This is a genomic window from Enterobacter sp. 3U4, from assembly GCF_057224565.1.
This window is the reverse complement of sequence record NZ_CP136665.1, coordinates 3,256,381-3,282,720: the sequence shown is the minus strand read 5'-3', so window position 1 is coordinate 3,282,720 and position 26,340 is coordinate 3,256,381. Positions and strand designations below refer to the sequence as shown.

Annotated in this window: 22 protein-coding genes, 1 pseudogene and 1 other annotated feature (1 of these 24 only partly in view); of the genes and pseudogenes, 19 read left to right on the top strand and 4 right to left on the bottom strand. The window is 56.2% G+C overall.

All coding sequences use genetic code 11. The annotated features are described in order from the left end of the window. Positions 1–50, top strand: a sequence feature (Thr leader region) (it extends 68 nt beyond the left edge of the window). 24 nt (positions 51–74) lie between these two features. From thrA to RVY89_RS15680, 4 genes are all read left to right on the top strand, one after another. Next, positions 75–2,537 (top strand): bifunctional aspartate kinase/homoserine dehydrogenase I, encoded by a 2,463-nt coding sequence (thrA, locus tag RVY89_RS15695; protein ID WP_484825815.1) that lies wholly within the window; start codon positions 75–77, stop codon positions 2,535–2,537. A gap of 1 nt (position 2,538) precedes the next feature. Then, positions 2,539–3,468 carry a homoserine kinase gene (gene thrB, locus RVY89_RS15690; protein ID WP_032660770.1) on the top strand — a complete coding sequence of 310 codons (930 nt, stop codon included), beginning with the start codon at positions 2,539–2,541 and terminating at the stop codon, positions 3,466–3,468. A gap of 3 nt (positions 3,469–3,471) precedes the next feature. After that, on the top strand, positions 3,472–4,758 hold the full coding sequence (gene thrC / locus RVY89_RS15685) for a threonine synthase (RefSeq protein WP_371899494.1): 1,287 nt from the start codon (positions 3,472–3,474) through the stop codon (positions 4,756–4,758). A 245-nt stretch (positions 4,759–5,003) separates the two neighbouring features. Next, positions 5,004–5,306 carry a DUF2502 domain-containing protein gene (locus RVY89_RS15680; RefSeq protein WP_484825814.1) on the top strand — a complete coding sequence of 101 codons (303 nt, stop codon included), beginning with the start codon at positions 5,004–5,006 and terminating at the stop codon, positions 5,304–5,306. 32 nt (positions 5,307–5,338) lie between these two features. On the opposite strand, the gene yaaA is transcribed toward RVY89_RS15680, so the two are convergent. Further along, positions 5,339–6,112, bottom strand: a complete 774-nt coding sequence (gene yaaA / locus RVY89_RS15675; RefSeq protein WP_484825813.1) for a peroxide stress protein YaaA — start codon at positions 6,110–6,112, stop codon at positions 5,339–5,341. Positions 6,113–6,178: 66 nt separating this feature from the next. Beyond that, on the bottom strand, positions 6,179–7,609 hold the full coding sequence (locus RVY89_RS15670) for an alanine/glycine:cation symporter family protein (RefSeq protein WP_484825812.1): 1,431 nt from the start codon (positions 7,607–7,609) through the stop codon (positions 6,179–6,181). A 262-nt stretch (positions 7,610–7,871) separates the two neighbouring features. Between RVY89_RS15670 and tal the strand changes: the two genes are divergently transcribed. The 3 genes from tal to RVY89_RS15655 all read left to right on the top strand — a co-directional run bounded on the left by tal (position 7,872) and on the right by RVY89_RS15655 (position 10,968). Next, positions 7,872–8,825, top strand: coding sequence for a transaldolase (tal, locus tag RVY89_RS15665; protein ID WP_023334458.1), 954 nt, complete (start codon positions 7,872–7,874; stop codon positions 8,823–8,825). A 110-nt stretch (positions 8,826–8,935) separates the two neighbouring features. Beyond that, positions 8,936–9,523 carry a molybdopterin adenylyltransferase gene (gene mog, locus RVY89_RS15660; RefSeq protein ID WP_371899498.1) on the top strand — a complete coding sequence of 196 codons (588 nt, stop codon included), beginning with the start codon at positions 8,936–8,938 and terminating at the stop codon, positions 9,521–9,523. Between the two features lie 122 nt (positions 9,524–9,645). Then, positions 9,646–10,968, top strand: coding sequence for an MFS transporter (locus RVY89_RS15655; protein ID WP_048028554.1), 1,323 nt, complete (start codon positions 9,646–9,648; stop codon positions 10,966–10,968). Here RVY89_RS15655 and satP read toward each other — a convergent pair. Then, positions 10,945–11,511 (bottom strand): acetate uptake transporter, encoded by a 567-nt coding sequence (gene satP / locus RVY89_RS15650; RefSeq protein WP_008502042.1) that lies wholly within the window; start codon positions 11,509–11,511, stop codon positions 10,945–10,947. The two genes, RVY89_RS15655 and satP, sit on opposite strands and share 24 nt — an antisense overlap. A gap of 297 nt (positions 11,512–11,808) precedes the next feature. Here satP and dnaK point away from each other — a divergent pair, with 297 nt between their 5' ends. From dnaK to nhaR, 4 genes are all read left to right on the top strand, one after another. Beyond that, on the top strand, positions 11,809–13,722 hold the full coding sequence (gene dnaK / locus RVY89_RS15645; RefSeq protein ID WP_023310346.1) for a molecular chaperone DnaK: 1,914 nt from the start codon (positions 11,809–11,811) through the stop codon (positions 13,720–13,722). 87 nt (positions 13,723–13,809) lie between these two features. Continuing rightward, the gene (gene dnaJ / locus RVY89_RS15640) at positions 13,810–14,955 is read left to right on the top strand and encodes a molecular chaperone DnaJ (protein ID WP_023310347.1); all 1,146 of its coding nucleotides are present in this window, start codon (positions 13,810–13,812) and stop codon (positions 14,953–14,955) included. A 172-nt stretch (positions 14,956–15,127) separates the two neighbouring features. Next, positions 15,128–16,303, top strand: a complete 1,176-nt coding sequence (gene nhaA / locus RVY89_RS15635) for a Na+/H+ antiporter NhaA (RefSeq protein WP_484825811.1) — start codon at positions 15,128–15,130, stop codon at positions 16,301–16,303. Positions 16,304–16,361: 58 nt separating this feature from the next. Beyond that, complete coding sequence (gene nhaR / locus RVY89_RS15630; protein ID WP_371899501.1) at positions 16,362–17,261, top strand: transcriptional activator NhaR; 900 nt, start codon at positions 16,362–16,364, stop codon at positions 17,259–17,261. Positions 17,262–17,318: 57 nt separating this feature from the next. Here the strand turns inward: nhaR and rpsT are convergent, their stop codons facing one another. After that, complete coding sequence (gene rpsT / locus RVY89_RS15625) at positions 17,319–17,582, bottom strand: 30S ribosomal protein S20 (RefSeq protein ID WP_003856458.1); 264 nt, start codon at positions 17,580–17,582, stop codon at positions 17,319–17,321. Positions 17,583–17,683: 101 nt separating this feature from the next. Here rpsT and RVY89_RS15620 point away from each other — a divergent pair. The 8 genes and pseudogenes from RVY89_RS15620 to carA all read left to right on the top strand — a co-directional run bounded on the left by RVY89_RS15620 (position 17,684) and on the right by carA (position 26,325). After that, positions 17,684–17,902: pseudogene (locus tag RVY89_RS15620) on the top strand (DUF2575 domain-containing protein). 7 nt (positions 17,903–17,909) lie between these two features. Then, positions 17,910–18,836, top strand: coding sequence for a bifunctional riboflavin kinase/FAD synthetase (gene ribF, locus RVY89_RS15615; protein ID WP_032644021.1), 927 nt, complete (start codon positions 17,910–17,912; stop codon positions 18,834–18,836). 45 nt (positions 18,837–18,881) lie between these two features. Beyond that, entirely contained in the window at positions 18,882–21,698 is a 2,817-nt protein-coding gene (ileS, locus tag RVY89_RS15610; protein ID WP_484825810.1) for an isoleucine--tRNA ligase, read from the top strand. Continuing rightward, positions 21,698–22,198, top strand: coding sequence for a signal peptidase II (lspA, locus tag RVY89_RS15605; protein WP_033144602.1), 501 nt, complete (start codon positions 21,698–21,700; stop codon positions 22,196–22,198). The genes ileS and lspA overlap by 1 nt, the downstream gene beginning before the upstream one ends. A gap of 95 nt (positions 22,199–22,293) precedes the next feature. Continuing rightward, positions 22,294–22,743, top strand: a complete 450-nt coding sequence (gene fkpB, locus RVY89_RS15600) for an FKBP-type peptidyl-prolyl cis-trans isomerase (protein WP_003856450.1) — start codon at positions 22,294–22,296, stop codon at positions 22,741–22,743. 1 nt (position 22,744) lies between these two features. After that, positions 22,745–23,695: a 4-hydroxy-3-methylbut-2-enyl diphosphate reductase gene (ispH, locus tag RVY89_RS15595; RefSeq protein ID WP_371899504.1), complete on the top strand. Its 951-nt coding sequence runs from the start codon at positions 22,745–22,747 to the stop codon at positions 23,693–23,695. Between the two features lie 205 nt (positions 23,696–23,900). Next, on the top strand, positions 23,901–24,722 hold the full coding sequence (dapB, locus tag RVY89_RS15590; protein WP_484825809.1) for a 4-hydroxy-tetrahydrodipicolinate reductase: 822 nt from the start codon (positions 23,901–23,903) through the stop codon (positions 24,720–24,722). A 454-nt stretch (positions 24,723–25,176) separates the two neighbouring features. Next, positions 25,177–26,325, top strand: coding sequence for a glutamine-hydrolyzing carbamoyl-phosphate synthase small subunit (gene carA, locus RVY89_RS15585; RefSeq protein WP_010427050.1), 1,149 nt, complete (start codon positions 25,177–25,179; stop codon positions 26,323–26,325). Positions 26,326–26,340 lie beyond the last annotated feature (15 nt).

Sequence of the window (26,340 nt, the reverse complement as noted above, 5' to 3'; positions counted from 1 at the left end):
CAGGAAAAACAAAAAAAAGCCCGCACCTAGACAGTGCGGGCTTTTTTTTCGGCTAAAGGAAACGAGGTAGAACCATGCGAGTGTTGAAGTTCGGCGGTACATCAGTGGCAAATGCAGAACGTTTTCTGCGTGTTGCCGATATCCTGGAAAGCAACGCCAGGCAGGGGCAGGTTGCGACCGTGCTCTCTGCCCCGGCAAAAATCACGAACCATCTGGTGGCGATGATTGAAAAAACCATCGGTGGCCAGGATGCACTTCCGAACATCAGCGACGCAGAGCGTATCTTCGCAGACCTGCTGCAGGGGCTGGCAGAGGCGCTGCCTGGCTTCCCGCATGCGCAGCTGAAGTCCTTCGTTGAGCAGGAATTCGCGCAAATCAAACACGTCCTGCACGGCATAAGCCTCCTCGGCCAGTGCCCTGACAGCATCAACGCGGCGCTGATTTGTCGCGGTGAAAAACTTTCTATCGCCATCATGGCGGGCGTGCTGGAAGCGCGCGGCCATAGCGTGACCGTAATTGACCCGGTTGAAAAACTGCTGGCGGTGGGCCACTACCTCGAATCCACCGTTGATATTGCCGAATCAACCCGCCGTATCGCCGCCAGCAAAATTCCGTCTGACCACATGATCCTGATGGCAGGCTTTACTGCCGGTAATGAGAAGGGCGAGCTGGTGGTGCTGGGCCGTAACGGTTCCGACTACTCCGCCGCCGTGCTGGCTGCCTGCTTACGCGCGGACTGTTGTGAGATCTGGACTGACGTCGATGGCGTCTATACCTGCGACCCGCGCCAGGTACCAGACGCCAGGCTGCTGAAGTCGATGTCGTACCAGGAAGCGATGGAGCTTTCCTACTTCGGCGCCAAAGTACTTCACCCGCGTACCATCTCCCCGATTGCCCAGTTCCAGATCCCCTGCCTGATTAAAAACACCGGTAACCCACAGGCGCCGGGTACGCTGATTGGCGCGAGTACCGATGAGGACGGTCTGCCGGTGAAAGGCATCTCTAACCTCAACAACATGGCGATGTTCAGCGTCTCTGGTCCGGGAATGAAAGGAATGGTTGGCATGGCGGCGCGCGTCTTTGCTGCTATGTCCCGCAACGGTATCTCGGTGGTGCTGATTACCCAGTCTTCTTCCGAATACAGCATCAGCTTCTGCGTACCGCAGGCTGATTGCCTGCGCGCTCGCCGCGCGCTGGAGGAAGAGTTCTATCTGGAGCTGAAAGAAGAGCTGCTGGAGCCGCTCGCGATTCAGGAGCGTCTGGCGATCATCTCCGTGGTGGGTGACGGTATGCGCACCCTGCGCGGTATATCCGCCAAATTCTTTGCCGCGCTGGCTCGCGCCAATATCAATATCGTGGCGATTGCCCAGGGCTCGTCAGAGCGTTCTATCTCCGTGGTGGTGGATAACGACGATGCCACCACCGGCGTTCGCGTGGTTCACCAGATGCTGTTCAACACCGATCAGGTCATCGAGCTGTTCCTGATCGGCGTGGGCGGCGTGGGCGGCGCGCTACTGGAGCAGGTGAAGCGTCAGCAGGAATGGCTGAAGAAGAAACACATCGACCTGCGCGTCTGCGGGATCGCAAATTCCAAAGCGCTGCTGACCAACGTCCACGGCCTGAACCTGGAAAACTGGCAGGCTGAGTTGAAAGAGGCAAAAGAGCCGTTCAACCTGGGCCGCCTGATCCGTCTGGTGAAAGAGTATCATCTGCTTAACCCGGTAATCGTCGACTGTACCTCGAACCAGGCGGTGGCCGACCAGTACGCCGATTTCCTGCGCGAAGGCTTCCACGTGGTGACGCCGAACAAAAAGGCCAACACCTCGTCGATGGATTACTATCACCAGCTGCGTCTGGCTGCGAGCAAGTCGCGCCGCAAGTTCCTGTACGACACCAACGTGGGGGCGGGTCTGCCGGTTATCGAAAACCTGCAGAACCTGCTTAACGCGGGTGACGAACTGCAGCGTTTCTCCGGCATCCTCTCCGGCTCGCTGTCGTTCATCTTCGGCAAGCTGGATGAGGGGATGAGCCTCTCGGAAGCCACCCGCGCCGCGCGCGAGCTGGGCTATACCGAGCCGGATCCGCGTGACGACCTTTCCGGTATGGACGTGGCGCGCAAGCTGCTGATCCTCGCGCGCGAAACGGGCCGTGAGCTTGAGCTTTCCGATATCGTGATTGAACCGGTCCTGCCGGCAGAATTTGACAGTAGCGGTGATGTCGCTGCCTTTATGGCCCGTTTGCCGCAGCTTGACGACGCTTTTGCCGCGCGCGTTGCGAAAGCCCGTGATGAAGGTAAGGTATTGCGCTATGTTGGCAACATTGAAGAAGATGGCGTGTGCCGGGTGAAGATTGCCGAAGTGGACGGCAACGACCCGCTGTACAAAGTCAAAAACGGCGAAAACGCCCTCGCGTTTTACAGCCACTATTATCAGCCACTGCCGCTGGTGCTTCGCGGCTATGGCGCAGGGAACGATGTTACGGCGGCGGGTGTGTTTGCCGATCTGCTGCGTACCCTGTCATGGAAGTTAGGAGTTTAACATGGTCAAAGTTTATGCCCCGGCTTCCAGCGCGAATATGAGCGTCGGATTTGACGTGCTGGGTGCGGCGGTGACGCCGGTGGATGGTTCGCTGCTGGGCGATACGGTTACGGTGGAAGCGGCAGACAGCTTCAGCCTGAATAACGTAGGCCGCTTCGCAAGCAAGCTGCCGTCTGAGCCGCGCGAAAATATCGTCTATCAGTGCTGGGAACGCTTCTGTCAGGAGATCGGCAAAAACGTGCCGGTTGCCATGACGCTGGAAAAAAGTATGCCGATTGGCTCGGGTCTGGGGTCCAGCGCCTGCTCGGTGGTCGCCGCGCTGGTAGCGATGAACGAGCACTGCGGCAAGCCGCTGAACAATAACCGCCTGCTGGGGTTAATGGGCGAGCTGGAAGGGCGCATCTCCGGGAGTATTCACTATGACAACGTGGCGCCGTGCTTCCTCGGCGGCATGCAGCTGATGATCGAAGAAAATGGCATCATCAGCCAGCAGGTGCCAGGGTTTGATGAGTGGCTGTGGGTGCTGGCCTATCCGGGCATTAAAGTGTCTACCGCGGAAGCGCGTGCGATCCTGCCCGCGCAGTATCGCCGCCAGGACTGTATTGCCCACGGGCGTCATCTGGCGGGCTTTATCCATGCCTGCTACACCCGTCAGCCGCAGCTGGCGGCCAAACTGATGAAGGACGTCATTGCCGAGCCGTACCGCACGAAGCTGCTGCCCGGCTTTAACGAGGCGAGACAGGCATCGATGGATATCGGCGCGCAGGCGTGCGGCATTTCCGGCTCCGGCCCGACGCTGTTCGCCCTGTGCGACAAGCCTGACACCGCGCAGCGCGTGGCGGACTGGCTCTCTAAACACTACCTGCAAAATCAGGAAGGCTTTGTTCATATTTGCCGTCTGGACACGGCTGGCGCACGAGTACTGGGATAATTAATGAAACTCTATAACCTTAAAGATCATAACGAGCAGGTCAGCTTCGCGCAGGCGGTGACTCAGGGACTGGGCAAAAATCAGGGGCTGTTTTTCCCTCATGACCTGCCGGAATTCCAGCTGACCGAGATTGATGACCTGCTGAAGCAGGATTTTGTCACCCGCAGCACCAAAATTCTGTCCGCGTTTATCGGCGATGAAATTCCGCAGGAGCTGCTGGAAGAGCGCGTACGCGCGGCATTCGCCTTCCCGGCGCCGGTTCAGCAGGTTGAGCCTGACGTCGGCTGTCTGGAGCTGTTCCACGGCCCGACCCTGGCGTTCAAGGACTTCGGCGGCCGCTTTATGGCGCAGATGCTGACCCACATCAGCGGCGACAAGCCGGTGACCATCCTGACCGCCACCTCCGGCGATACCGGCGCGGCGGTAGCCCACGCGTTCTACGGCCTGAAAAATGTCCGGGTGGTGATCCTCTATCCGAAAGGCAAAATCAGCCCGCTGCAGGAGAAGCTGTTCTGCACCCTCGGCGGCAACATTGAAACCGTGGCAATTGACGGCGATTTCGATGCCTGCCAGGCGCTGGTCAAGCAGGCCTTCGACGACGAAGAGCTGAAGGTGGCGCTGGGTCTGAACTCCGCCAACTCCATCAACATCAGCCGTCTGCTGGCGCAGATCTGCTACTACTTCGAAGCGGTGGCGCAGCTGCCGCAGGAAGCGCGCAACCAGCTGGTGATCTCCGTGCCGAGCGGTAACTTCGGTGACCTGACGGCGGGCCTGCTGGCAAAATCTCTGGGTCTTCCGGTGAAACGCTTTATCGCGGCGACCAATGCCAACGACACCGTGCCGCGCTTCCTGAAGGACGGGAAGTGGGCGCCGAACGCCACGCAGGCGACGCTTTCTAACGCAATGGATGTATCCCAGCCGAACAACTGGCCGCGCGTGGAAGAGCTGTTCCGTCGTAAGATCTGGCGTCTGGGTGACCTGGGCTACGCCGCGGTGACGGATGAAACCACCAAAGCGACCATGCGCGAGCTGAAGGCGGTGGGGTATACCTCTGAACCGCATGCGGCGATTGCCTACCGCGCTCTGCGCGACCAGCTCAACCCGGGCGAATATGGCCTGTTCCTGGGGACTGCACATCCGGCGAAGTTTAAAGAGAGCGTGGAAGCGATCCTGGGCGAAACGCTGCCGCTGCCGAAAGAGCTGGCCGAGCGCGCCGACCTGCCGCTGCTGTCCCATGAGCTGCCGGCGGACTTTGCCGCGCTGCGTAAGCTGATGATGACCCGAGCATAATTTTTGTCGGGTGCGGCTACGCCTTACCCGACCTACAACGGCTCAGAACGTAGGCCGGGTAAGGCGAAGCCGCCACCCGGCTTTTTTGTGAAGAAATTAAGGAGAAATAAAGCAGGAAAAAAGCAGAAATTCCCAATAAATGCGGTCACTTAGCGTTTAGGATTGCAGAGAATAACATCCCCCGTTTCCCTCGCGTACTCTCCTTACATCGGCCCACGTTGGGCAAGAAGAATAAGGAGTCACCGATGTCTACACTGAAACCTGTGCTGATTGCGCTTTCACTGATGCTGGTCGCTCCCATGGCGGCACAGGCATCCGAAATCACCCTCGTTCCTGCGGTAAAACTGCAGATTGGCGACCAGGATAACAACGGGCACTACTGGGACGGCGGCCGCTGGCGCGACCATGACTGGTGGAAGGCGCACTATGACTGGCGTGATAACCACTGGCGTCCACATGACGAGCATCGTAAACATGACGATCGCCATGACGACCATCACCACGATGACCGCCGCGACGATCGCGGCCCGGACTGGAAGCACCATTAATGCAAAACCCCGCCAGCTGGCGGGGTTTGTTTTTACTGCTCGTGGCGCTTAAACACCAGCTCGCCTTTCCCCGACGACGCCTCGTCAAAGAAATAGCCTTCGCTGTTGAAGGCGGTTAGCTGCTCCGGCTTCGTCAGGCGGTTCTGGATAATGTAGCGGCTCATCAGGCCACGCGCTTTCTTGGCGTAGAAGCTGATCACTTTGAACTTACCGTTCTTCTCGTCGAGGAACACCGGTTTGATAATCTCCGCATCCAGCTTTTTCGGCTTCACCGACTTGTAGTATTCATCGGATGCCAGGTTAATCACTACCTTATCGCCCTGTGCGTGCAGCGCCGCGTTCAGCTTGTCGGTAATGATATCGCCCCAGAAATGGTACAGGTCTTTGCCTTTGGCATTTTCCAGGCGAATCCCCATCTCCAGACGATAGGGCTGCATCAGATCCAGCGGGCGCAGCACGCCGTACAGGCCCGACAGCATGCGCAGATGCTGCTGGGCAAAATCGAAATCAGCTTCGCTAAAATCTTCCGCCTGCAGGCCGGTATAGACATCGCCTTTAAAGGCCAGAATCGCCTGGCGAGCGTTAGCCGGGGTGAAATCCGGGTGCCACTCGTGAAAGCGGGTCGCGTTAAGATCGGCGAGCTTGTCGCTGATGCTCATCAGGGAGGCGATTTGCGGCGCAGAGAGCTTACGCGCTTCGCGGATCAGCTGTTGCGAGTAGTCCAGCAGTTCAGGCTGGGTATAGCGCTCGGTGGCGAGCGGGCTCTGGTAGTCGAGCGTTTTTGCAGGTGAAATCAGAATCAGCATATCCAGTCCTTGCAGGAAATTTAGAGCGACTTTAGCAAAAAATCGCCCTGAATTGATCGATAGCTGTTATTGCCGCGGCAAATCATCCCACGTGCCGGGGGCAAGCTGCGCCTTAATATCGGGATAGCGGGCGGGATCAAAAACCGGCGGAACGCCGAGTTTGCGCTGACGAAGATAGTCTCTGGCAATCAGGGTCACCACGGGCGAGAGCAGCAGGATTGCCGTGAGGTTAGTGATCGCCATCAGCGCCATAATGATATCGGCCAGCTGCCAGACCAGCGGCATACTGAGCAGGGAGCCTGCTATCACCATCAGGATGACCCCCAGTCGCAGGGTTCCGATTGCGGCGCGGGAGTCGAGCTTCAGGAAAATAAGGTTATTTTCGGCGTACAGGTAATTCACCACAATCGAGCTGAAGGCAAATAAGACCAGGATGAGCGAGACAAATCCGGCTCCCCAGCCGCCGGTCAGGTTGACCAGCGCCTGCTGGAGAAGCTGTATCCCGACGGTCCCCGACGCGTGCGGTACGGGGCCTGCCAGCAGCAAAATCATGGCGCTGGCGGAACAGATAATAATGGTATCGGTAAAGACGCCAATCATCTGCACAATGCCTTGCGCGGCCGGGTGCGGCGGCCAGGAAGAGGCGGCCGCAGCCGCGTTGGGGGTTGACCCCATACCGGCTTCATTGGAGAACATTCCCCGCTGAAAACCCGCCATCAGCGCCTGGCTGAAGGTGTAGCCCAGCGCCCCGGAGGCCACTTCGCGCCAGCCAAAGGCGCTTTTGACGATGGTGGCAATCACGCCCGGCACCTGGTCGAGGTGCAGTGCGGCAACGAACAGGCTCGCGGCAACCCAGAGCAGCGCCATAATGGGCACCAGCCACTGCATCAGACGGGCGATGCCCTTGAGACCGACCGAGATGGTAAGCAGAACGACGACGGCTAAAGCGAGACCCGCAAGCCACTCGGGGCAAGAGAAGGCATAGCGCAGGGCGTTGGCGACCGAGTTCGCCTGGACGGTATTAAAAATAAGACCGTACGCGAGCAGTAAAAAAAGCGAGAACAGGACACCCATCCAGCGCATCCCAAGGCCACGCGCCATATACCAAGCTGGTCCACCGCGAAACTGGCCGTTTCTATCTTTCTCTTTATAAAGCTGGGCGAGCGAACTTTCAGCAAAGGAGGTGGCCATCCCGAGAAGCGCCGTCACCCACATCCAGAAGACCGCACCTGGCCCACCGGCGCTGATGGCCAGCGCAACGCCCGCCAGATTGCCGCTGCCGAGGCGTGCCGCCAGGCTGGTACAGAGTGCCTGAAACGACGTTAATCCGCCCGGCTGAGGCGTGACGCTGTTTTTCAGACTTCTGCCAAACTTGCGAATATAACGAAACTGGATGAACCCACTGCGTAGCGTAAACCAAATACCTGCTCCCAAAAGCAGGTATATCATTATCGAACCCCACAGGACTTCGTTAATAAAGAAAAAGAAATCAGGCATTAACGTCCCTCTTGTTGATGCCAAAGTGAATATGTAAGCGCTACCACTGATTGGGCATGCTGTTGCTTAGCAGCCTGTTAATATTCCGAGTTTATCATACTCTGCCTAAGCGCACTGTCTGCGGTTGCGCTACCCCTCCGTCGTGTTATCATCAGGGCAGACCGGTTACATCCCCCTAACAAGTAAACCTGTCATTTTTCCGCTGCAGGCATGCTGTCGGTAGCGTGAATTATCCAGGGCACGTTAAAAGAGAAACACTATCATGACGGATAAATTGACCTCCCTTCGTCAGTTCACCACTGTCGTAGCTGACACCGGAGATATCGCGGCAATGAAGCTGTACCAGCCGCAGGATGCCACAACCAACCCTTCTCTGATCCTTAACGCCGCACAGATCCCTGAGTATCGCAAACTGATTGACGACGCAGTGACCTGGGCGAAAGCACAGAGCAACGATCGCGCGCAGCAGGTTGTGGATGCCACCGACAAACTGGCAGTGAACATCGGTCTGGAAATCCTGAAACTGGTTCCTGGCCGTATCTCTACCGAAGTAGATGCTCGTCTCTCCTACGACACCGAAGCGTCTATCGCGAAAGCGAAACGTCTGATCAAAATGTACAACGACGCGGGCATCAGCAACGACCGTATCCTGATCAAACTGGCTTCTACCTGGCAGGGTATCCGCGCGGCGGAGCAGCTGGAAAAAGACGGTATTAACTGTAACCTGACCCTGCTGTTCTCCTTCGCGCAGGCGCGTGCATGTGCAGAAGCAGGCGTATACCTGATTTCTCCGTTCGTGGGCCGTATTCTGGACTGGTACAAAGCCAACACCGATAAGAAAGAGTACGCACCGGCTGAAGATCCAGGCGTGGTTTCTGTGACTGAAATCTACGAATACTACAAACAGCACGGCTATGAGACTGTGGTTATGGGCGCAAGCTTCCGTAACGTCGGTGAAATCATCGAGCTGGCTGGCTGTGACCGCCTGACCATCGCGCCTGCTCTGCTGAAAGAGCTGGCAGAAAGCGAAGGTACCCTGGAGCGTAAACTGTCCTACACCGGTGAAGTGAAAGCACGCCCAGAGCGCATCACTGAATCCGAGTTCCTGTGGCAGCACAACCAGGATCCAATGGCGGTAGACAAACTGGCGGACGGTATCCGTAAGTTTGCTGTTGACCAGGGCAAACTGGAAAAAATGATCGGCGACCTGCTGTAATCATTCTGCGTGACCGGGCTCCCGGTCACGCGACTTCTTTCGTCCCCTGTCTGAATCTCCTCTCTGCGTGTATCATTCCCTTTAATCAGTACTCTTTGAATGGAATGGATATGAATACCTTACGCATCGGCCTGGTGTCGATTTCTGACCGCGCCTCCAGCGGTGTTTACCAGGATAAAGGCATCCCTGCTCTGGAAGAGTGGCTTGGCAGCGCGCTGACCACCCCCTTTGACATTCAGACCCGCCTGATCCCTGACGAACAGCCGATCATCGAGCAGACGCTCTGCGAGCTGGTGGATGAGATGAGCTGCCACCTTGTTTTGACGACGGGCGGAACCGGCCCCGCGCGCCGCGACGTGACGCCGGACGCGACGCTGGCGATTGCCGATCGTGAAATGCCTGGCTTTGGCGAACAGATGCGCCAGATCGGTCTACACTTTGTTCCGACGGCCATTCTTTCCCGCCAGGTGGGGGTGATCCGCAAGCAGGCGTTGATCCTGAACCTGCCGGGCCAGCCGAAGTCGATCAAAGAGACCCTGGAAGGGCTTAAAGCGGAAGACGGCAGCGTCATCGTTCACGGTATCTTTGCAAGTGTACCGTATTGTATACAGTTGCTTGACGGCCCGTATGTCGAAACCGATGAAAAAGTGGTAGCAGCTTTTCGTCCTAAAAACGCGCGTCGTGAAACAATCTCCTGAAATTAATCAATATGTGACATAAGCTGAAGCGGCGATAGCGTGGTTAAGGTTTTACGGTATAGTAATTTTTTCTTTACGATTGCTGTAAAAATAAATCCACAATACACGCATAATGGTTCGCTATGTCACATAACACCCGACCTCTGAATCGACAGGATTACAAAACCCTCACGCTCGCGGCCTTAGGCGGCGCGCTGGAGTTTTACGACTTTATCATCTTCGTCTTCTTCGCCGCCGTGGTGGGAGAGCTCTTCTTCCCGGCGGATATCCCGGAGTGGCTGCGTCAGGTGCAAACCTTCGGCATATTTGCCGCCGGGTATCTGGCGCGTCCGCTGGGCGGCATTATCATGGCCCACTTTGGCGATCTGGTCGGCCGTAAGAAGATGTTTACCCTTAGCATCCTGCTGATGGCCGTGCCGACGCTGGCCATTGGCCTGCTGCCCACCTATGCCTCGATGGGCATTCTCGCACCGTTGCTGCTGTTGCTGATGCGCGTTCTTCAGGGCGCGGCGATTGGCGGCGAAGTGCCGGGCGCGTGGGTGTTCGTCGCGGAGCATGTTCCGGCGCGCCGCATTGGTATCGCCTGCGGAACCTTAACGGCGGGGCTGACGGTCGGGATCCTGCTCGGCTCGGTGGTCGCAACTATTGTGAATACCAGCATGACGCAGCAGGCCGTACACGACTGGGGCTGGCGTATTCCGTTCCTGCTGGGAGGGGCGTTTGGTCTGGTCGCGATGTACCTGCGCCGCTGGCTGCAGGAGACGCCGATTTTCCTCGAGATGCAGCAGCGCAAGGCGCTGGCGCAGGAGCTGCCGGTGAAGGCGGTCGTGGTACGCCATAAAAAAGCGGTGGTGGTGTCGATGCTGCTCACCTGGCTGCTCTCGGCGGGCATTGTGGTGGTGATATTGATGTCCCCCGTCTGGCTGCAAAAGCAGTACGGTTTCGCCCCTGCCGTGACGCTACAGGCAAACAGCATCGCGACAATTATGCTCTGCTTTGGCTGTCTTGCCGCCGGGCTGGCGGCGGATCGTTTCGGTGCCAGCGTTACCTTTATTGTGGGCAGCCTGTTACTGGCCGCTTCAAGCTGGGCGTTTTACCATCTGGCGGGCAGCCATCCTGAACAGCTGTTCCTGCTGTACGGCGTGGTAGGGCTGTGCGTGGGCGTAGTCGGGGCGGTGCCTTACGTCATGGTGCGAGCTTTCCCGCCGGAAGTTCGTTTCACCGGGATCTCGTTCTCTTACAACGTGTCGTATGCCATTTTCGGCGGGCTGACGCCGATTGCGGTGACGGTCCTGATGGGCGTATCTCCCATGGCTCCGGCCTGGTACGTGCTGGCGCTGTCGGTGATGGGGCTGGGATTAGGGATTTGGCTGGGGCAGAAGAAGGGATGTCGTGCCCGCGAGGCGGACACGACAGAGGGATCAGTGTTTTTCACCAATCGGTAGAACGGTGCGGTCAAACTGCTCGTTCAGCACTTCACCCATTGCCAGGTAGATAGCGCTTGCGCCGCAAACCAGACCGATCCAGCCTGCAACATGAACGATGCCTTCGTTATCCACAAGATGACCAATTGCCAGCAGGGCGAACAGGACGGTCAGGCTCAGGAAGACGAACTGCAGCATGCGGTTGCCTTTCAGGGTACCGAAGAACATGAACAGGGTGAATACGCCCCACAGGCCCAGGTAAACGCCCAGGAAGTGAGCGTTTGCCGCGTCTGCCATGCCCATTTTAGGCAGCAGCAGAATGGCCACCAGGGTCAGCCAGAAAGAACCGTAAGAGGTGAAGGCGGTTAAGCCGAAGGTATTGCCTTTCTTATATTCCAGCAGGCCCGCGAAGATTTGCGCGATACCGCCGTAAAAAATGCCCATCGCCAGGATGATGCCATCCATCGGGAACATCCCGATATTGTGCAGGTTCAGCAGAATAGTGGTCATGCCAAAACCCATCAGGCCCAGCGGAGCCGGATTAGCCAACTTAGTGTTGCCCATAAGTCCTCAAAAAAAATCATCATTGATATGGTGAAATGGTTAAACCCGCGTCAGTTCTCCCTGACTGGGCGCGGCATCATAATGGGCGCAATCAATGGCGTCTATGATCTCATCAGGGTGAAATTAAAATTTTTTTTATGCTTGCCCCTTGATGGATGCCGTCGCGACCCCATCTTGTAGTCAACCGCAGTGTGTGGACCTGAAAAAAATCAAATCTGGGCAGTTGAAAAAGCACGTTCTGCCCTTATTACAGGTACACAACCACATGTTGACTGAATTTTTAGTGGAGACGTTTAGATGGGTAAAATTATTGGTATCGACCTGGGTACTACCAACTCTTGTGTAGCGATTATGGATGGCACCACTGCACGCGTGCTGGAGAACGCCGAGGGCGATCGCACCACGCCTTCTATCATTGCTTATACCCAGGATGGTGAAACTCTGGTTGGTCAGCCGGCTAAACGTCAGGCAGTGACAAACCCGCAAAACACCCTGTTTGCGATTAAACGCCTGATCGGCCGCCGCTTCCAGGACGAAGAAGTTCAGCGTGACGTTTCCATCATGCCTTACAAAATCATCGCGGCAGATAACGGCGATGCATGGCTTGATGTGAAAGGCACCAAAACTGCACCACCGCAGATTTCTGCTGAAGTGCTGAAAAAAATGAAGAAGACCGCTGAGGATTACCTGGGTGAGCCGGTAACTGAAGCTGTTATCACCGTTCCTGCGTACTTCAACGATGCTCAGCGTCAGGCAACCAAAGATGCTGGCCGTATCGCAGGTCTGGAAGTAAAACGTATCATCAACGAACCAACCGCTGCTGCACTGGCTTACGGTCTGGATAAAGAAGTTGGCAACCGTACTATCGCGGTTTACGACCTGGGTGGTGGTACCTTCGATATCTCTATTATCGAAATCGACGAAGTTGACGGCGAAAAAACCTTCGAAGTTCTGGCGACCAACGGTGATACCCACTTGGGTGGTGAAGACTTCGATACCCGTCTGATCAACTACCTCGTTGACGAGTTCAAGAAAGATCAGGGCATTGACCTGCGTAACGACCCGCTGGCTATGCAGCGCCTGAAAGAAGCCGCTGAGAAAGCGAAGATCGAACTGTCTTCCGCTCAGCAGACCGACGTGAACCTGCCGTACATCACTGCAGACGCGACCGGTCCTAAACACATGAACATCAAAGTGACCCGTGCGAAACTGGAAAGCCTGGTAGAAGACCTGGTGAACCGTTCTATCGAGCCGCTGAAAGTTGCCCTGCAGGACGCTGGCCTGTCCGTCTCTGACATCCAGGACGTCATCCTGGTTGGTGGTCAGACGCGTATGCCAATGGTTCAGAAGAAAGTGGCTGAGTTCTTCGGTAAAGAGCCACGTAAAGACGTTAACCCGGACGAAGCGGTAGCAATCGGTGCTGCGGTTCAGGGTGGCGTACTGACCGGTGAAGTAAAAGACGTACTGCTGCTGGACGTTACCCCGCTGTCTCTGGGTATCGAAACCATGGGCGGTGTGATGACTGCGCTCATCAACAAAAACACCACCATCCCGACGAAACACAGCCAGGTGTTCTCTACCGCTGAAGACAACCAGTCTGCGGTAACCATCCATGTGATTCAGGGTGAGCGTAAGCGTGCGGCGGATAACAAATCTCTGGGTCAGTTCAACCTGGACGGTATTAACCCGGCACCGCGCGGCATGCCGCAGATCGAAGTTACCTTCGACATCGATGCTGACGGTATCCTGCACGTCTCTGCGAAAGACAAAAACAGCGGTAAAGAGCAGAAGATCACCATCAAGGCATCTTCTGGCCTGAACGAAGCGGAAATCGAAAAAATGGTTCGCGATGCCGAAGCTAACGCGGAATCCGACCGTAAGTTCGAAGAGCTGGTTCAGACCCGTAACCAGGGTGACCATCTGCTGCACAGCACCCGTAAGCAGGTTGAAGAAGCAGGCGATAAACTGCCAGCGGAAGACAAGACTGCTATCGAAGCTGCACTGAGTGCGCTGGAATCCTCACTGAAAGGTGAAGATAAGGCGGACATCGAAGCGAAGATGCAGGAGCTGGCGCAGGCTTCTCAGAAGCTGATGGAAATCGCTCAGCAGCAGCACGCTCAACAGCAGGCGGGCGCTGACGCTTCAGCGAACAACGCGAAAGACGACGACGTTGTCGACGCTGAGTTCGAAGAAGTTAAAGATAAAAAATAATCGCCCTGATGCAGGGTAATTAATCGGCACGGGCGTAGGAGAACTCTCCACGCCCGTGCTCGCATGTTAAGGGGCTTAAAAAAAACAATGGCAAAGCAAGACTATTACGAGATTTTAGGCGTTCCGAAAACTGCGGAAGAGCGTGAAATCAAAAAGGCGTACAAGCGCCTGGCCATGAAATTCCACCCGGACCGTAACCAGGGTGACAAAGAGGCTGAAGCCAAATTTAAAGAGATCAAAGAAGCCTACGAAGTCCTGACCGATGCACAAAAACGTGCGGCCTATGACCAGTACGGTCACGCAGCCTTTGAACAGGGCGGCATGGGCGGCGGTGGATTCGGCGGCGGCGGCTTTGGCGGCGGCGCTGACTTCAGCGATATCTTTGGCGATGTATTTGGCGACATCTTCGGCGGCGGCCGTGGTCGTCAGCGCGCGGCGCGCGGCGCGGACCTGCGCTACAACATGGAGCTGACGCTGGAAGAGGCCGTTCGCGGCGTAACCAAAGAGATCCGTATTCCGACGCTGGAAGAGTGTGACGTTTGCCACGGCAGCGGCGCGAAAGCGGGTACGCAGCCTCAGACCTGTCCAACCTGTCACGGCTCTGGCCAGGTACAGATGCGTCAGGGCTTCTTCGCGGTACAGCAGGCCTGTCCTCACTGTCACGGTCGCGGCACGCTGATTAAAGATCCGTGCACTAAATGCCACGGTCATGGTCGCGTTGAGAAAACCAAGACCCTGTCCGTTAAGATCCCGGCTGGCGTCGATACGGGCGACCGCATCCGTCTGGCGGGCGAGGGCGAAGCAGGCGAGCACGGCGCACCGGCAGGCGATCTGTACGTTCAGGTTCAGGTCAAGCAGCACGCCATTTTTGAGCGTGAAGGTAATAACCTGTACTGCGAAGTGCCGATCAACTTCGCGATGGCGGCACTGGGCGGTGAAATCGAAGTGCCGACGCTGGACGGTCGTGTGAACCTGAAAGTGCCAGGGGAAACCCAGACCGGCAAGCTGTTCCGCATGCGCGGAAAAGGCGTTAAATCCGTTCGCGGTGGTGCGCAGGGCGACCTGCTGTGCCGCGTCGTCGTGGAAACGCCGGTTGGCCTGAACGACAAGCAGAAACAGCTGCTGAAAGAGTTGCAGGAGAGCTTTGGCGGCCCGACGGGTGAGAAAAACAGCCCGCGTTCCAAAAGCTTCTTCGACGGCGTCAAAAAATTCTTCGATGATTTGACCCGATAATCTGTTCGCAGGTTTTCATCCGCAAAGGCCCGGAAGCGATTCCGGGCTTTTTCTATTTGTGGGTATTGCTCGGTAAAACTGAATCTATACTCAATATTAATCTGTTTTTGCCGAGCTATATGGCTTGGTATTATGGTTTTATCGAGGTATTGTTGTAACAGAGAGAATTAAAGTGAAATTACTACACCGTTTTTTTAGCAGTGAGGCGTCCGGCGGCGTGATCCTGATTATTGCCGCTGCGGCCGCGATGGTGCTGGCTAACCTTGGCATCACGCAGGAACTCTACCATGCATTTCTGGAAACGCCCGTTGAGCTGAAGGTCGGGGCGCTGGAAATTAATAAGAACATGCTGCTGTGGATCAACGATGCGCTGATGGCGGTGTTCTTCCTGCTCGTCGGGCTTGAGGTTAAGCGTGAGCTGGTACTCGGCTCGCTTGCCAGCCGCCAGCGCGCGGCGTTCCCGGTGATTGCCGCGCTCGGTGGGATGGTGGTGCCGGCGCTGCTCTTCCTGGCGTTCACCTGGCAGGATCCGATTGCACGTCACGGCTGGGCGATCCCGGCTGCGACGGATATCGCCTTTGCCCTCGGGGTGCTGGCATTGCTGGGAAGCCGCGTGCCGGTGGCGCTGAAAATCTTCCTGATGGCGCTGGCGATCATCGATGACCTGGGCGCCATTGTGATTATCGCGCTGTTCTACACCAGCGATCTGTCGATCCTGTCCCTGAGCGTGGCCGCTGCGGCGATTGCAGTGCTGGCGCTGCTGAACATCTTCAATGTTCGCCGCATCGGTATCTACATCCTGGTGGGGATGGTGCTGTGGACGGCGGTGCTGAAATCGGGCGTGCACGCGACGCTGGCAGGCGTGATCGTCGGCTTCCTCGTGCCGCTTAAGCCGCAGGACGGCAAGTCGCCTGCCAAACAGCTGGAGCATGTGCTGCACCCGTGGGTTGCCTTTATGATCCTGCCGCTGTTTGCGTTTGCCAACGCCGGCGTTTCCCTCAGCGGCGTGACGCTGGACGGGCTGACGTCCGTGCTGCCGCTGGGCATCATTGCCGGGCTGTTTATCGGTAAGCCGCTGGGTATTAGCCTCTTCTGCTGGCTGGCGACGAAGCTGAAGCTGGCGTCTTTACCGCACGGCACCACCTTTAAGCAGATTATGGCCGTCGGCGTGCTGTGTGGCATCGGGTTTACGATGTCGATCTTTATCTCGACGCTGGCGTTTGGTGCGCATGCGCCTGAGCTTATCGTCTGGGCTAAACTCGGCATCCTCATCGGGTCATTACTGGCCGCGGTAATCGGTTATACCTTGTTGAAGGTGAAATTGTCCGGACAGGCCGTCCAGGCATAACGGAACACCGGGAGGAGGTGACCCTTCTCCCGATACACACTCAGGGAGAGAAGACGCGATGTCTCATTTAAATTACAACCATCTGTACTACTTCTGGCACGTCTATAAACAGGGCTCGGTGGTAGGGGCGGCAGAGGCGCTCTACCTGACGCCGCAAACCATCACCGGGCAAATCAAGGCGCTGGAAGAGCGCCTGCAGGGCAAGCTGTTCAAGCGCAAAGGGCGCGGTATTGAGCCCAGCGAACTGGGTGAACTGGTGTTCCGCTATGCGGATAAAATGTTTACCCTGAGCCAGGAGATGCTGGATATCGTCAACTACCGGAAAGAGTCGAACCTGCTCTTTGACGTGGGCGTGGCGGATGCGCTGTCCAAACGACTGGTGAGCGGCGTGCTGGATGCGGCGGTGGTGGAAGACGAACAAATTCATCTGCGCTGCTTTGAATCCACCCATGAGATGCTGCTGGAACAGCTCAGCCAGCACAAGCTGGACATGATTATCTCGGACTGCCCGATTGACTCCACCCAGCAGGAAGGGCTGTTCTCGGTGAAGATTGGTGAATGCGGCGTAAGCTTCTGGTGTAGTAATCCGCCGCCGGAAAAACCGTTCCCCGCGTGCCTTGAGGAGCGTCGCCTGCTGGTGCCGGGAAGACGTTCCATGCTCGGACGCAAGCTGCTGAACTGGTTTAACTCGCAGGGGCTAAAGGTAGAAATCCTCGGTGAGTTCGACGATGCGGCGCTGATGAAAGCCTTTGGCGAAGCGCATAACGCGATCTTCGTTGCGCCGACGCTGTACGCGCACGATCTCTATTCCGATGACAAGATTACGGAGATAGGCAGAGTGGATAACGTGATGGAGGAGTATCACGCCATATTTGCCGAAAGGATGATTCAGCACCCGGCGGTGCAGCGAATCTGTAACCGTGACTACTCGGCGCTGTTTACGCCACCGGCAATCTGAAGGCATAAAAAAACCCGCGTTAAGCGGGTTCTTTAAACAAGCAACAACAAGTAGCGATTAAGCCAGTTTGTTGATCTGCGCGGTCAGGTTTGCTTTATGACGCGCTGCTTTGTTTTTGTGGATCAGACCTTTAGCAGCCTGACGATCCACGATTGGTTGCATTTCGTTAAATGCGTTCTGCGCTGCAGCTTTGTCGCCTGCTTCGATTGCTGCGTATACTTTCTTGATGAAAGTACGCATCATAGAGCGACGGCTTGCGTTGTGCTTACGAGCCTTTTCAGACTGAACGGCACGTTTCTTAGCTGATTTGATATTAGCCAAGTCCAACTCCCAAATATGATCTATGTGGACAATTCAAAGGCCGAGGAATATGCCCTCTTTGCCTTCTTTTGTCAATGGATTTGTGCAAATAAGCGCCGTTAATAAGCGACGCTACGTTACGTAGTGATGGCGCAGGATTCTACCAGCTTGTCTCCCCTGAATACAGCCTTTCGGCATAAAAATCGCAGTTCAAGAGCAGATTTTTTCTCTGCGAAAGGTCAGCCTGATGAAATCATTACGGCTTTCTGTTTTGCGCGAACAATCGCCGGTTAACCTTAACCGCTGTACAAGGTATACTTTGGCGATTTTCACTGTTTTGAGCCAGACATGAAGCTGATACGCGGCATACATAATCTCAGCAGCGCACCGCACGGGTGCGTGCTGACTATTGGTAATTTCGACGGCGTGCATCGTGGTCATCAGGCGCTGTTGCAGGGATTGCGTAAAGAAGGGGAGGCCCGTGGCCTGCCCGTTGTGGTGATGATTTTCGAGCCGCAGCCGCTCGAGCTGTTCGCGGGCGATAAATCTCCCGCCCGACTCACTCGCCTGCGCGAGAAGTTGCGCTATCTGGCGGAGTCCGGCGTGGACTATGTATTGTGTGTACGTTTCGATCGCCGCTTCGCCGCGCTGACAGCACAAAATTTCGTTAGCGACCTGCTGGTTAAGCGTCTTGGCGTACAGTTTCTTGCCGTGGGCGATGATTTCCGCTTTGGCGCTGGTCGTCAGGGCGATTTCTTGCTATTACAGAAGGCTGGTCTGGAGTACGGGTTTGACGTCACCAGCGCGATGACCTTCTGCGAAGGCGGCGTGCGCGTCAGCAGCACGGCGGTTCGCCGGGCACTGGCTGATGACGAGCTGGATACGGCAGAAACCCTGCTGGGGCATCCGTTCACTATCTCTGGCCGCGTGGTCCATGGCGATGCGCTGGGCCGCACGATAGGCTTCCCGACGGCGAATATACCGCTGCGTCGTCAGGTTTCCCCGGTTAAAGGGGTGTATGCGGTGGAAGTGGCAGGACTGGGCGATAAGCCGTTTTACGGCGTCGCCAACATTGGCACGCGTCCAACCGTCGCCGGTGTGCGCCAACAGCTGGAAGTGCACCTGCTGGACGTTGTAATGGACCTGTATGGTCGCCATATAGATGTGATACTGCGTAAAAAAATACGCAACGAGCAGCGATTTGGTTCGCTGGATGAACTAAAGGCGCAAATTGCGCGAGATGAATTGACGGCCCGCGAGTTTTTTGGGCTTTGAACCCGGCTTAACTGCCTACGTGATAAATACGGAACCGAGAATCTGATGAGTGACTATAAATCAACCCTGAATTTGCCGGAAACAGGGTTCCCGATGCGCGGCGATCTCGCCAAGCGCGAACCGGGAATGCTGGCGCGTTGGACCGATGATGACCTGTACGGCATCATTCGTGCAGCCAAAAAAGGCAAAAAATCCTTCATTCTGCATGATGGCCCTCCATATGCGAATGGCAGCATTCATATTGGTCACTCGGTTAACAAGATTCTGAAAGACATTATCGTGAAGTCCAAAGGCCTCGCGGGATATGACTCGCCTTACGTTCCGGGCTGGGACTGCCACGGTCTGCCAATCGAGCTGAAAGTGGAGCAAGAGTTCGGCAAGCCGGGTGAGAAGTTCACCGCTGCCGAGTTCCGTGCGAAGTGCCGCGAATACGCCGCTACGCAGGTTGACGGTCAGCGCGCTGACTTCATCCGTCTGGGCGTGCTGGGCGACTGGTCGCACCCGTACCTGACCATGGACTTCAAAACCGAAGCCAACATCATCCGTGCGCTGGGTAAAATCATCGGTAACGGCCACCTGCACAAAGGCGCTAAGCCGGTGCACTGGTGCGTGGACTGCCGTTCTGCGCTGGCAGAAGCGGAAGTGGAGTATTACGACAAAACTTCCCCATCTATCGACGTGGCGTTCCACGCGGTGGATCAGGATGCGGTGAAGGCCAAATTTGGCGTCACCTCGGTAAACGGCCCGATCTCGCTGGTTATCTGGACCACCACCCCGTGGACTCTGCCTGCCAACCGTGCGATCTCCCTGTCCGGTGAGTTCGAATATGCGCTGGTGCAAATTGACGGTCAGGCGGTTATCCTGGCGAAAGATCTGGTTGAGAGCGTGCTGAAGCGCGCGCATATCACTGACTACACCGTGCTGGGTACCGTGAAAGGTGATGCGCTGGAGCTGATGCGCTTCAAACACCCGTTCCTGGACTTCGACGTTCCGGCGATCCTGGGCGATCACGTCACGCTGGAAGCGGGTACCGGTGCGGTGCATACCGCCGGTGGCCACGGTCCTGACGACTACAACATCAGCCTGAAGTACGGTCTGGAAATCGCTAACCCGGTGGGTCCGGACGGATCTTACCTGCCTGGCACCTACCCGGCGCTGGATGGTATCAACGTCTTCAAAGCGAACGACATCATCGTCGACATGCTGCGCACCAGCGGCGCGCTGCTGCACGTTGAGAAAATGCAGCACAGCTATCCGTGCTGCTGGCGTCACAAGACCCCGATCATCTTCCGTGCGACCCCGCAGTGGTTCGTCAGCATGGATCAGAAAGGCCTGCGCGAGCAGTCTCTGAAAGAGATCAAAGGCGTGCAGTGGATCCCTGACTGGGGCCAGGCGCGTATCGAATCCATGGTGGCTAACCGTCCTGACTGGTGTATCTCCCGTCAGCGTACCTGGGGCGTGCCGATGTCTCTGTTCGTACATAAAGAGACGCAGGAGCTGCACCCGAACACGCTGGAACTGATGGAAGAAGTGGCGAAGCGAGTCGAAGTTGACGGCATTCAGGCGTGGTGGGATCTCGACTCCCGCGACATCCTGGGCGCTGACGCAGACAACTACGAGAAAGTGCCGGATACCCTGGACGTGTGGTTCGACTCCGGGTCTACCCACTCCTCCGTAGTTGACGTACGTCCGGAGTTTGCCGGTCACGCTGCCGATATGTATCTGGAAGGGTCTGACCAACACCGCGGCTGGTTCATGTCATCTCTGATGATCTCTACCGCCATGAAGGGTAAAGCACCTTACCGTCAGGTTCTGACTCACGGCTTCACCGTGGATGGTCAGGGCCGTAAGATGTCCAAGTCCATCGGTAACACCGTTTCTCCGCAGGATGTGATGAACAAGCTGGGCGCGGACATTCTGCGTCTGTGGGTGGCCTCTACCGATTACACCGGCGAAATGGCGGTGTCTGACGAGATCCTGAAACGTGCCGCCGACAGCTATCGTCGTATCCGTAACACCGCGCGCTTCCTGCTGGCGAACCTGAACGGGTTCGATCCGGCAAAAGACATGGTGAAACCGGAAGAGATGGTCGTGCTGGACCGCTGGGCGGTAGGCTGCGCGAAAGCGGCGCAGGACGATATCCTGAAAGCCTATGAGTCTTACGATTTCCACGAAGTGGTGCAGCGCCTGATGCGCTTCTGCTCCATCGAGATGGGCTCGTTCTACCTCGACATCATCAAGGACCGCCAGTACACCGCGAAAGCGGACAGCGTGGCGCGTCGTAGCTGCCAGACCGCGCTGTTCCATATCGCAGAAGCGCTGGTACGCTGGATGGCGCCGATCATGTCCTTCACCGCGGATGAAATCTGGGGTTACCTGCCGGGCGACCGCGAGAAGTATGTCTTCACCGGCGAGTGGTACGAAGGTCTGTTCGATCTCTCCAGCACCGAAGCGATGAACGATGCCTTCTGGGACGAGCTGCTGAAAGTACGTGGCGAAGTGAACAAGGTAATCGAGCAGGCGCGTGCAGATAAGAAAGTCGGCGGCTCTCTGGAAGCGGCAGTCACGCTGTACGCGGAACCGGAGCTGGCGGCGAAGCTGATCGCGCTGGGCGATGAATTACGATTTGTCCTGTTGACCTCCGGTGCGAAAGTTGCGGATTATGCCGAGGCTTCTGCTGATGCTCAGCAGAGCGAACTGCTCAAAGGACTGAAAGTCGCGCTGAGCAAAGCCGACGGTGAGAAATGCCCGCGTTGCTGGCATTACACCACCGATGTCGGCCAGGTGGCGGAACACGCAGACATCTGCGGACGCTGTGTAAGCAACGTCGCCGGTGACGGCGAAAAACGTAAGTTTGCCTGATGAGTAAAACTCTCTGTTCAACAGGACTGCGCTGGCTGTGGCTGGTTGTGGTGGTGCTGATTATCGATCTGGGCAGTAAGTTCCTGATCCTCCAGAATTTTGCTCTGGGGGAGACGGTGCCGCTGTTCCCGTCACTTAACCTGCACTACGCGCGCAACTACGGTGCGGCGTTCAGTTTCCTTGCCGACAGCGGTGGCTGGCAGCGCTGGTTCTTTGCGGGTATCGCTCTCGGTATCTGCGTGATCCTCGCGGTGCTGATGTACCGCTCGAAGGCCACGCAAAAGCTGAATAACATCGCCTACGCGCTGATCATTGGCGGCGCGCTGGGCAACCTGTTTGACCGCCTGTGGCACGGCTTTGTGGTCGATATGATCGACTTCTACGTCGGCGACTGGCACTTCGCGACCTTTAACCTGGCCGATACGGCAATTTGTATCGGTGCGGCGTTAATCGTGCTGGAAGGCTTCTTGCCTAAACCGGCTGCGAAAGAGCAGGCGTAAGCATCAATGCCGGGTGGCGCTGCACTTACCCGGCCTACGGTTAATGTAGGCCCTGTAAGCGCAGCGCCACCGGGCAAAACAAGCGAGCAATTTGCATGTCTAAATCCGTACAGAGCAACAGCGCGGTTCTCGTTCACTTCACGCTGAAGCTGGATGACGGCTCCACGGCCGAATCCACCCGTAACAACGGCAAACCAGCCCTGTTTCGACTTGGCGATACCTCCCTGTCTGAAGGTCTCGAGCAGCAGCTTCTCGGTCTGAAAGAGGGTGAGAAAAAAGCCTTTTCGCTGGAGCCGGATGCCGCGTTTGGCGTGCCAAGTCCGGACCTGATCCAGTATTTCTCGCGCCGCGAGTTTATGGACGCAGGTGAACCGGAAATCGGGGCGATTATGCTCTTTACCGCTATGGACGGCAGCGAAATGCCTGGCGTGATCCGCGAAATCAACGGCGACTCGATTACCGTTGACTTCAACCATCCGCTTGCCGGGCGTACCGTTCATTTTGATGTTGAAGTGCTGGAAATCGATCCTGCACTGGAGGCCTGAAATGCAGATCCTGTTGGCTAACCCGCGCGGCTTTTGCGCCGGTGTAGACCGCGCTATCAGCATTGTTGAAAACGCGCTGGAGATTTACGGCGCGCCGATTTATGTGCGTCACGAAGTGGTGCATAACCGCTACGTGGTCGACAGCCTGCGCGAGCGCGGCGCAATCTTTATCGAGCAGATCAGCGAAGTGCCGGACGGTGCGATCCTGATTTTCTCCGCGCACGGCGTCTCCCAGGCGGTACGTAACGAAGCGAAAAGCCGCGATCTGACCGTATTCGATGCCACCTGTCCGCTGGTGACAAAAGTGCACATGGAAGTGGCGCGCGCCAGCCGCCGTGGCGAAGAGTCGATCCTGATTGGCCATGCCGGCCATCCGGAAGTCGAAGGCACCATGGGCCAGTACAGTAACCCGGAAGGGGGCATGTATCTGGTAGAGTCGCCTGAAGATGTCTTTACGCTGAACGTGAAAAATGAAGCTCGTCTGTCGTTTATGACCCAGACAACGCTCTCCGTAGACGATACCTCAGACGTGATTGACGCCCTGCGTCAGCGCTTCCCGAAAATCGTCGGTCCGCGTAAGGATGATATCTGCTACGCGACCACTAACCGTCAGGAAGCGGTGCGCGCACTGGCTGAACAGGCGGATGTGGTGCTGGTGGTCGGCTCGAAAAACTCATCTAACTCCAACCGTCTGGCCGAACTGGCGCAACGCATGGGGAAAATGGCTTTCCTGATTGATGACGCGTCGGATATTCAGGAAGCATGGGTTAAAGACGCGGCCTGTGTCGGCGTGACGGCCGGGGCGTCTGCGCCAGATATTCTGGTACAGAACGTCATTTCCCGTCTGCAGGAACTGGGCGGTGGCGAAGCGGTGCCGCTGGAAGGACGTGAAGAGAACATCGTTTTCGAAGTCCCGAAAGAGCTGAGAATCGACGCCCGCGAAGTCGAATAGTCCCTTTTCTGATGAAAGGCCAGCACCTCCTGTGCTGGCCTTTTTTTTACCCGTTACTTTATCGTGACGACAAAATCATGTCTTTTACTGATATTTAAGTCGGTTTCACGTTAAATTCTTATTATCGGTGTTTTCAGTTGGCAGTGCTTCTCAAGGCTGGTTAATCTGAAAACGGTTTACATCATTTTAACGTAAGAGAATAACTATGCATGATGCACAGATCCGTGTCGCCATTGCGGGCGCGGGTGGACGTATGGGCCGTCAGCTTATTCAGGCGGCACTTCAGATGGATGGCGTCGCGCTTGGCGCGGCCCTGGAGCGTGAAGGTTCTTCACTTCTGGGGACAGATGCCGGTGAGCTGGCGGGCGCAGGCCACACGGGCGTTACCGTGCAAAGCAGCCTGGAGGCGGTAAAAGAGGACTTCGATGTATTCATCGATTTTACCCGCCCGGAAGGAACGCTCTCGCATCTGGCGTTTTGTCGTCAGTACGGCAAAGGGATGGTGATCGGCACCACCGGTTTTGACGATGCGGGTAAGCAGGCTATCCAGGATGCATCAAAAGAGATTGCGATTGTCTTCGCCGCAAATTTCAGCGTGGGCGTTAACGTCATGCTGAAGCTGCTGGAGAAGGCCGCGAAGGTGATGGGCAACTATACCGATATCGAGATCGTAGAAGCTCACCACCGTTACAAAGTTGATGCGCCATCAGGTACGGCGCTGGCGATGGGCGAAGCGATTGCTCATGCACTCGATAAAGACTTAAAAGACTGCGCGGTCTATACCCGCGAAGGTTACACCGGCGAACGCGTGCCTGGCACCATCGGTTTCGCAACCGTGCGAGCGGGCGACATCGTCGGCGAACACACGGCGATGTTCGCCGATATTGGCGAACGTGTAGAAATTACGCATAAAGCCTCAAGCCGAATGACGTTCGCCAACGGCGCCGTGCGTTCCGCTTTGTGGCTTAAAAGCAAGAAATATGGCCTTTTTGATATGAGAGATGTGCTCGATCTCAACAATTTGTAAGCATTATTACCCATCGTGATGTGGTTATTGCAGTCGTAATTGTTTGATTGCATAGGGCAATATTTTATTGCCCTTTTATTTTAACTGTTTCAGTGTAAATAATTTCATAAACCTCTAAAAGAGTACCTATTGTTGAGTTTTATCGTTACTGAAATGTAAATTTTGACCATTTGGTCCACTTTATTGTCCTCTATCGCGTTATTTTTTATTAAACCCGGCGCGCAAGCGTTTTCTGTAGTGATTTACCTGATCTTTTTGTCGCTTAAGCTTCACTCGCCTCGCCAGATACGCAAAAGACTAAACAAAATATCCGTTTTAAGTTGACTTTTACCCACCAAATCTCCAGAATGCCGCCGTTTGCCAAAAATCCGCTGGCAACACATTTGCATTGATCCATGACACGGTTATGAATTAATATGCAAATAAAGTGAGTGAATATTCTCTGGAGGGTGTTTTGATTAAGTCAGCGCTATTGGTTCTGGAAGACGGAACCCAGTTTATCGGTCGGGCCATAGGGGCAACGGGTTCGGCGGTTGGGGAAGTCGTTTTCAATACTTCAATGACCGGTTATCAAGAAATCCTCACTGATCCTTCCTATTCTCGCCAAATCGTTACTCTTACTTATCCTCATATCGGCAATGTCGGCACCAATGCTGCTGACGAAGAATCCTCTCAGGTACATGCGCAAGGCCTGGTCATCCGCGACCTGCCGCTGATTGCCAGCAACTTCCGCAATACCGAAGACCTCTCTTCTTACCTGAAGCGCCATAACATCGTGGCGATTGCCGATATCGATACCCGTAAGTTAACGCGTCTGCTGCGCGAGAAGGGTGCACAGAACGGCTGCATCATCGCGGGGGATAACCTCGATGCGACGCTGGCGCTGGAAAAAGCGAAAGCCTTCCCGGGTCTGAACGGCATGGACCTGGCGAAAGAAGTGACTACTGCTGAAGCCTACAGCTGGACTCAGGGTAGCTGGACGCTGGAAGGCGACCTGCCGGAAGCGAAAAAAGAGAGCGAGCTGCCGTTCCACGTGGTGGCCTACGATTTCGGCGCCAAGCGCAACATCCTGCGCATGCTGGTTGACCGCGGCTGCCGCCTGACGGTGGTTCCGGCACAAACGTCTGCCGAAGACGTGCTGAAGATGAATCCGGACGGTATTTTCCTGTCCAACGGCCCTGGCGACCCGGCGCCGTGCGATTACGCCATCGCTGCCATCAAGTCCTTCCTGGAAACCGACATCCCGGTATTCGGCATCTGTCTCGGCCATCAGCTGCTGGCCCTGGCGAGCGGTGCGAACACCGTCAAGATGAAGTTCGGCCACCACGGTGGTAACCACCCGGTCAAAGACATTGATAACAACACGGTGATGATCACCGCGCAGAACCACGGCTTTGCCGTCGACGAAGCCTCAATGCCGGCTAACCTGCGCGTGACCCATAAGTCGCTGTTCGATGGCACCCTGCAGGGTATCCACCGTACCGATAAGCCAGCGTTCAGCTTCCAGGGCCACCCGGAAGCCAGCCCGGGCCCACACGACGCCGCACCGCTGTTCGATCACTTCATCGAACTTATCGAGCAATACCGTAAGACCGCTAAATAATCAGGAGCCGAGAAG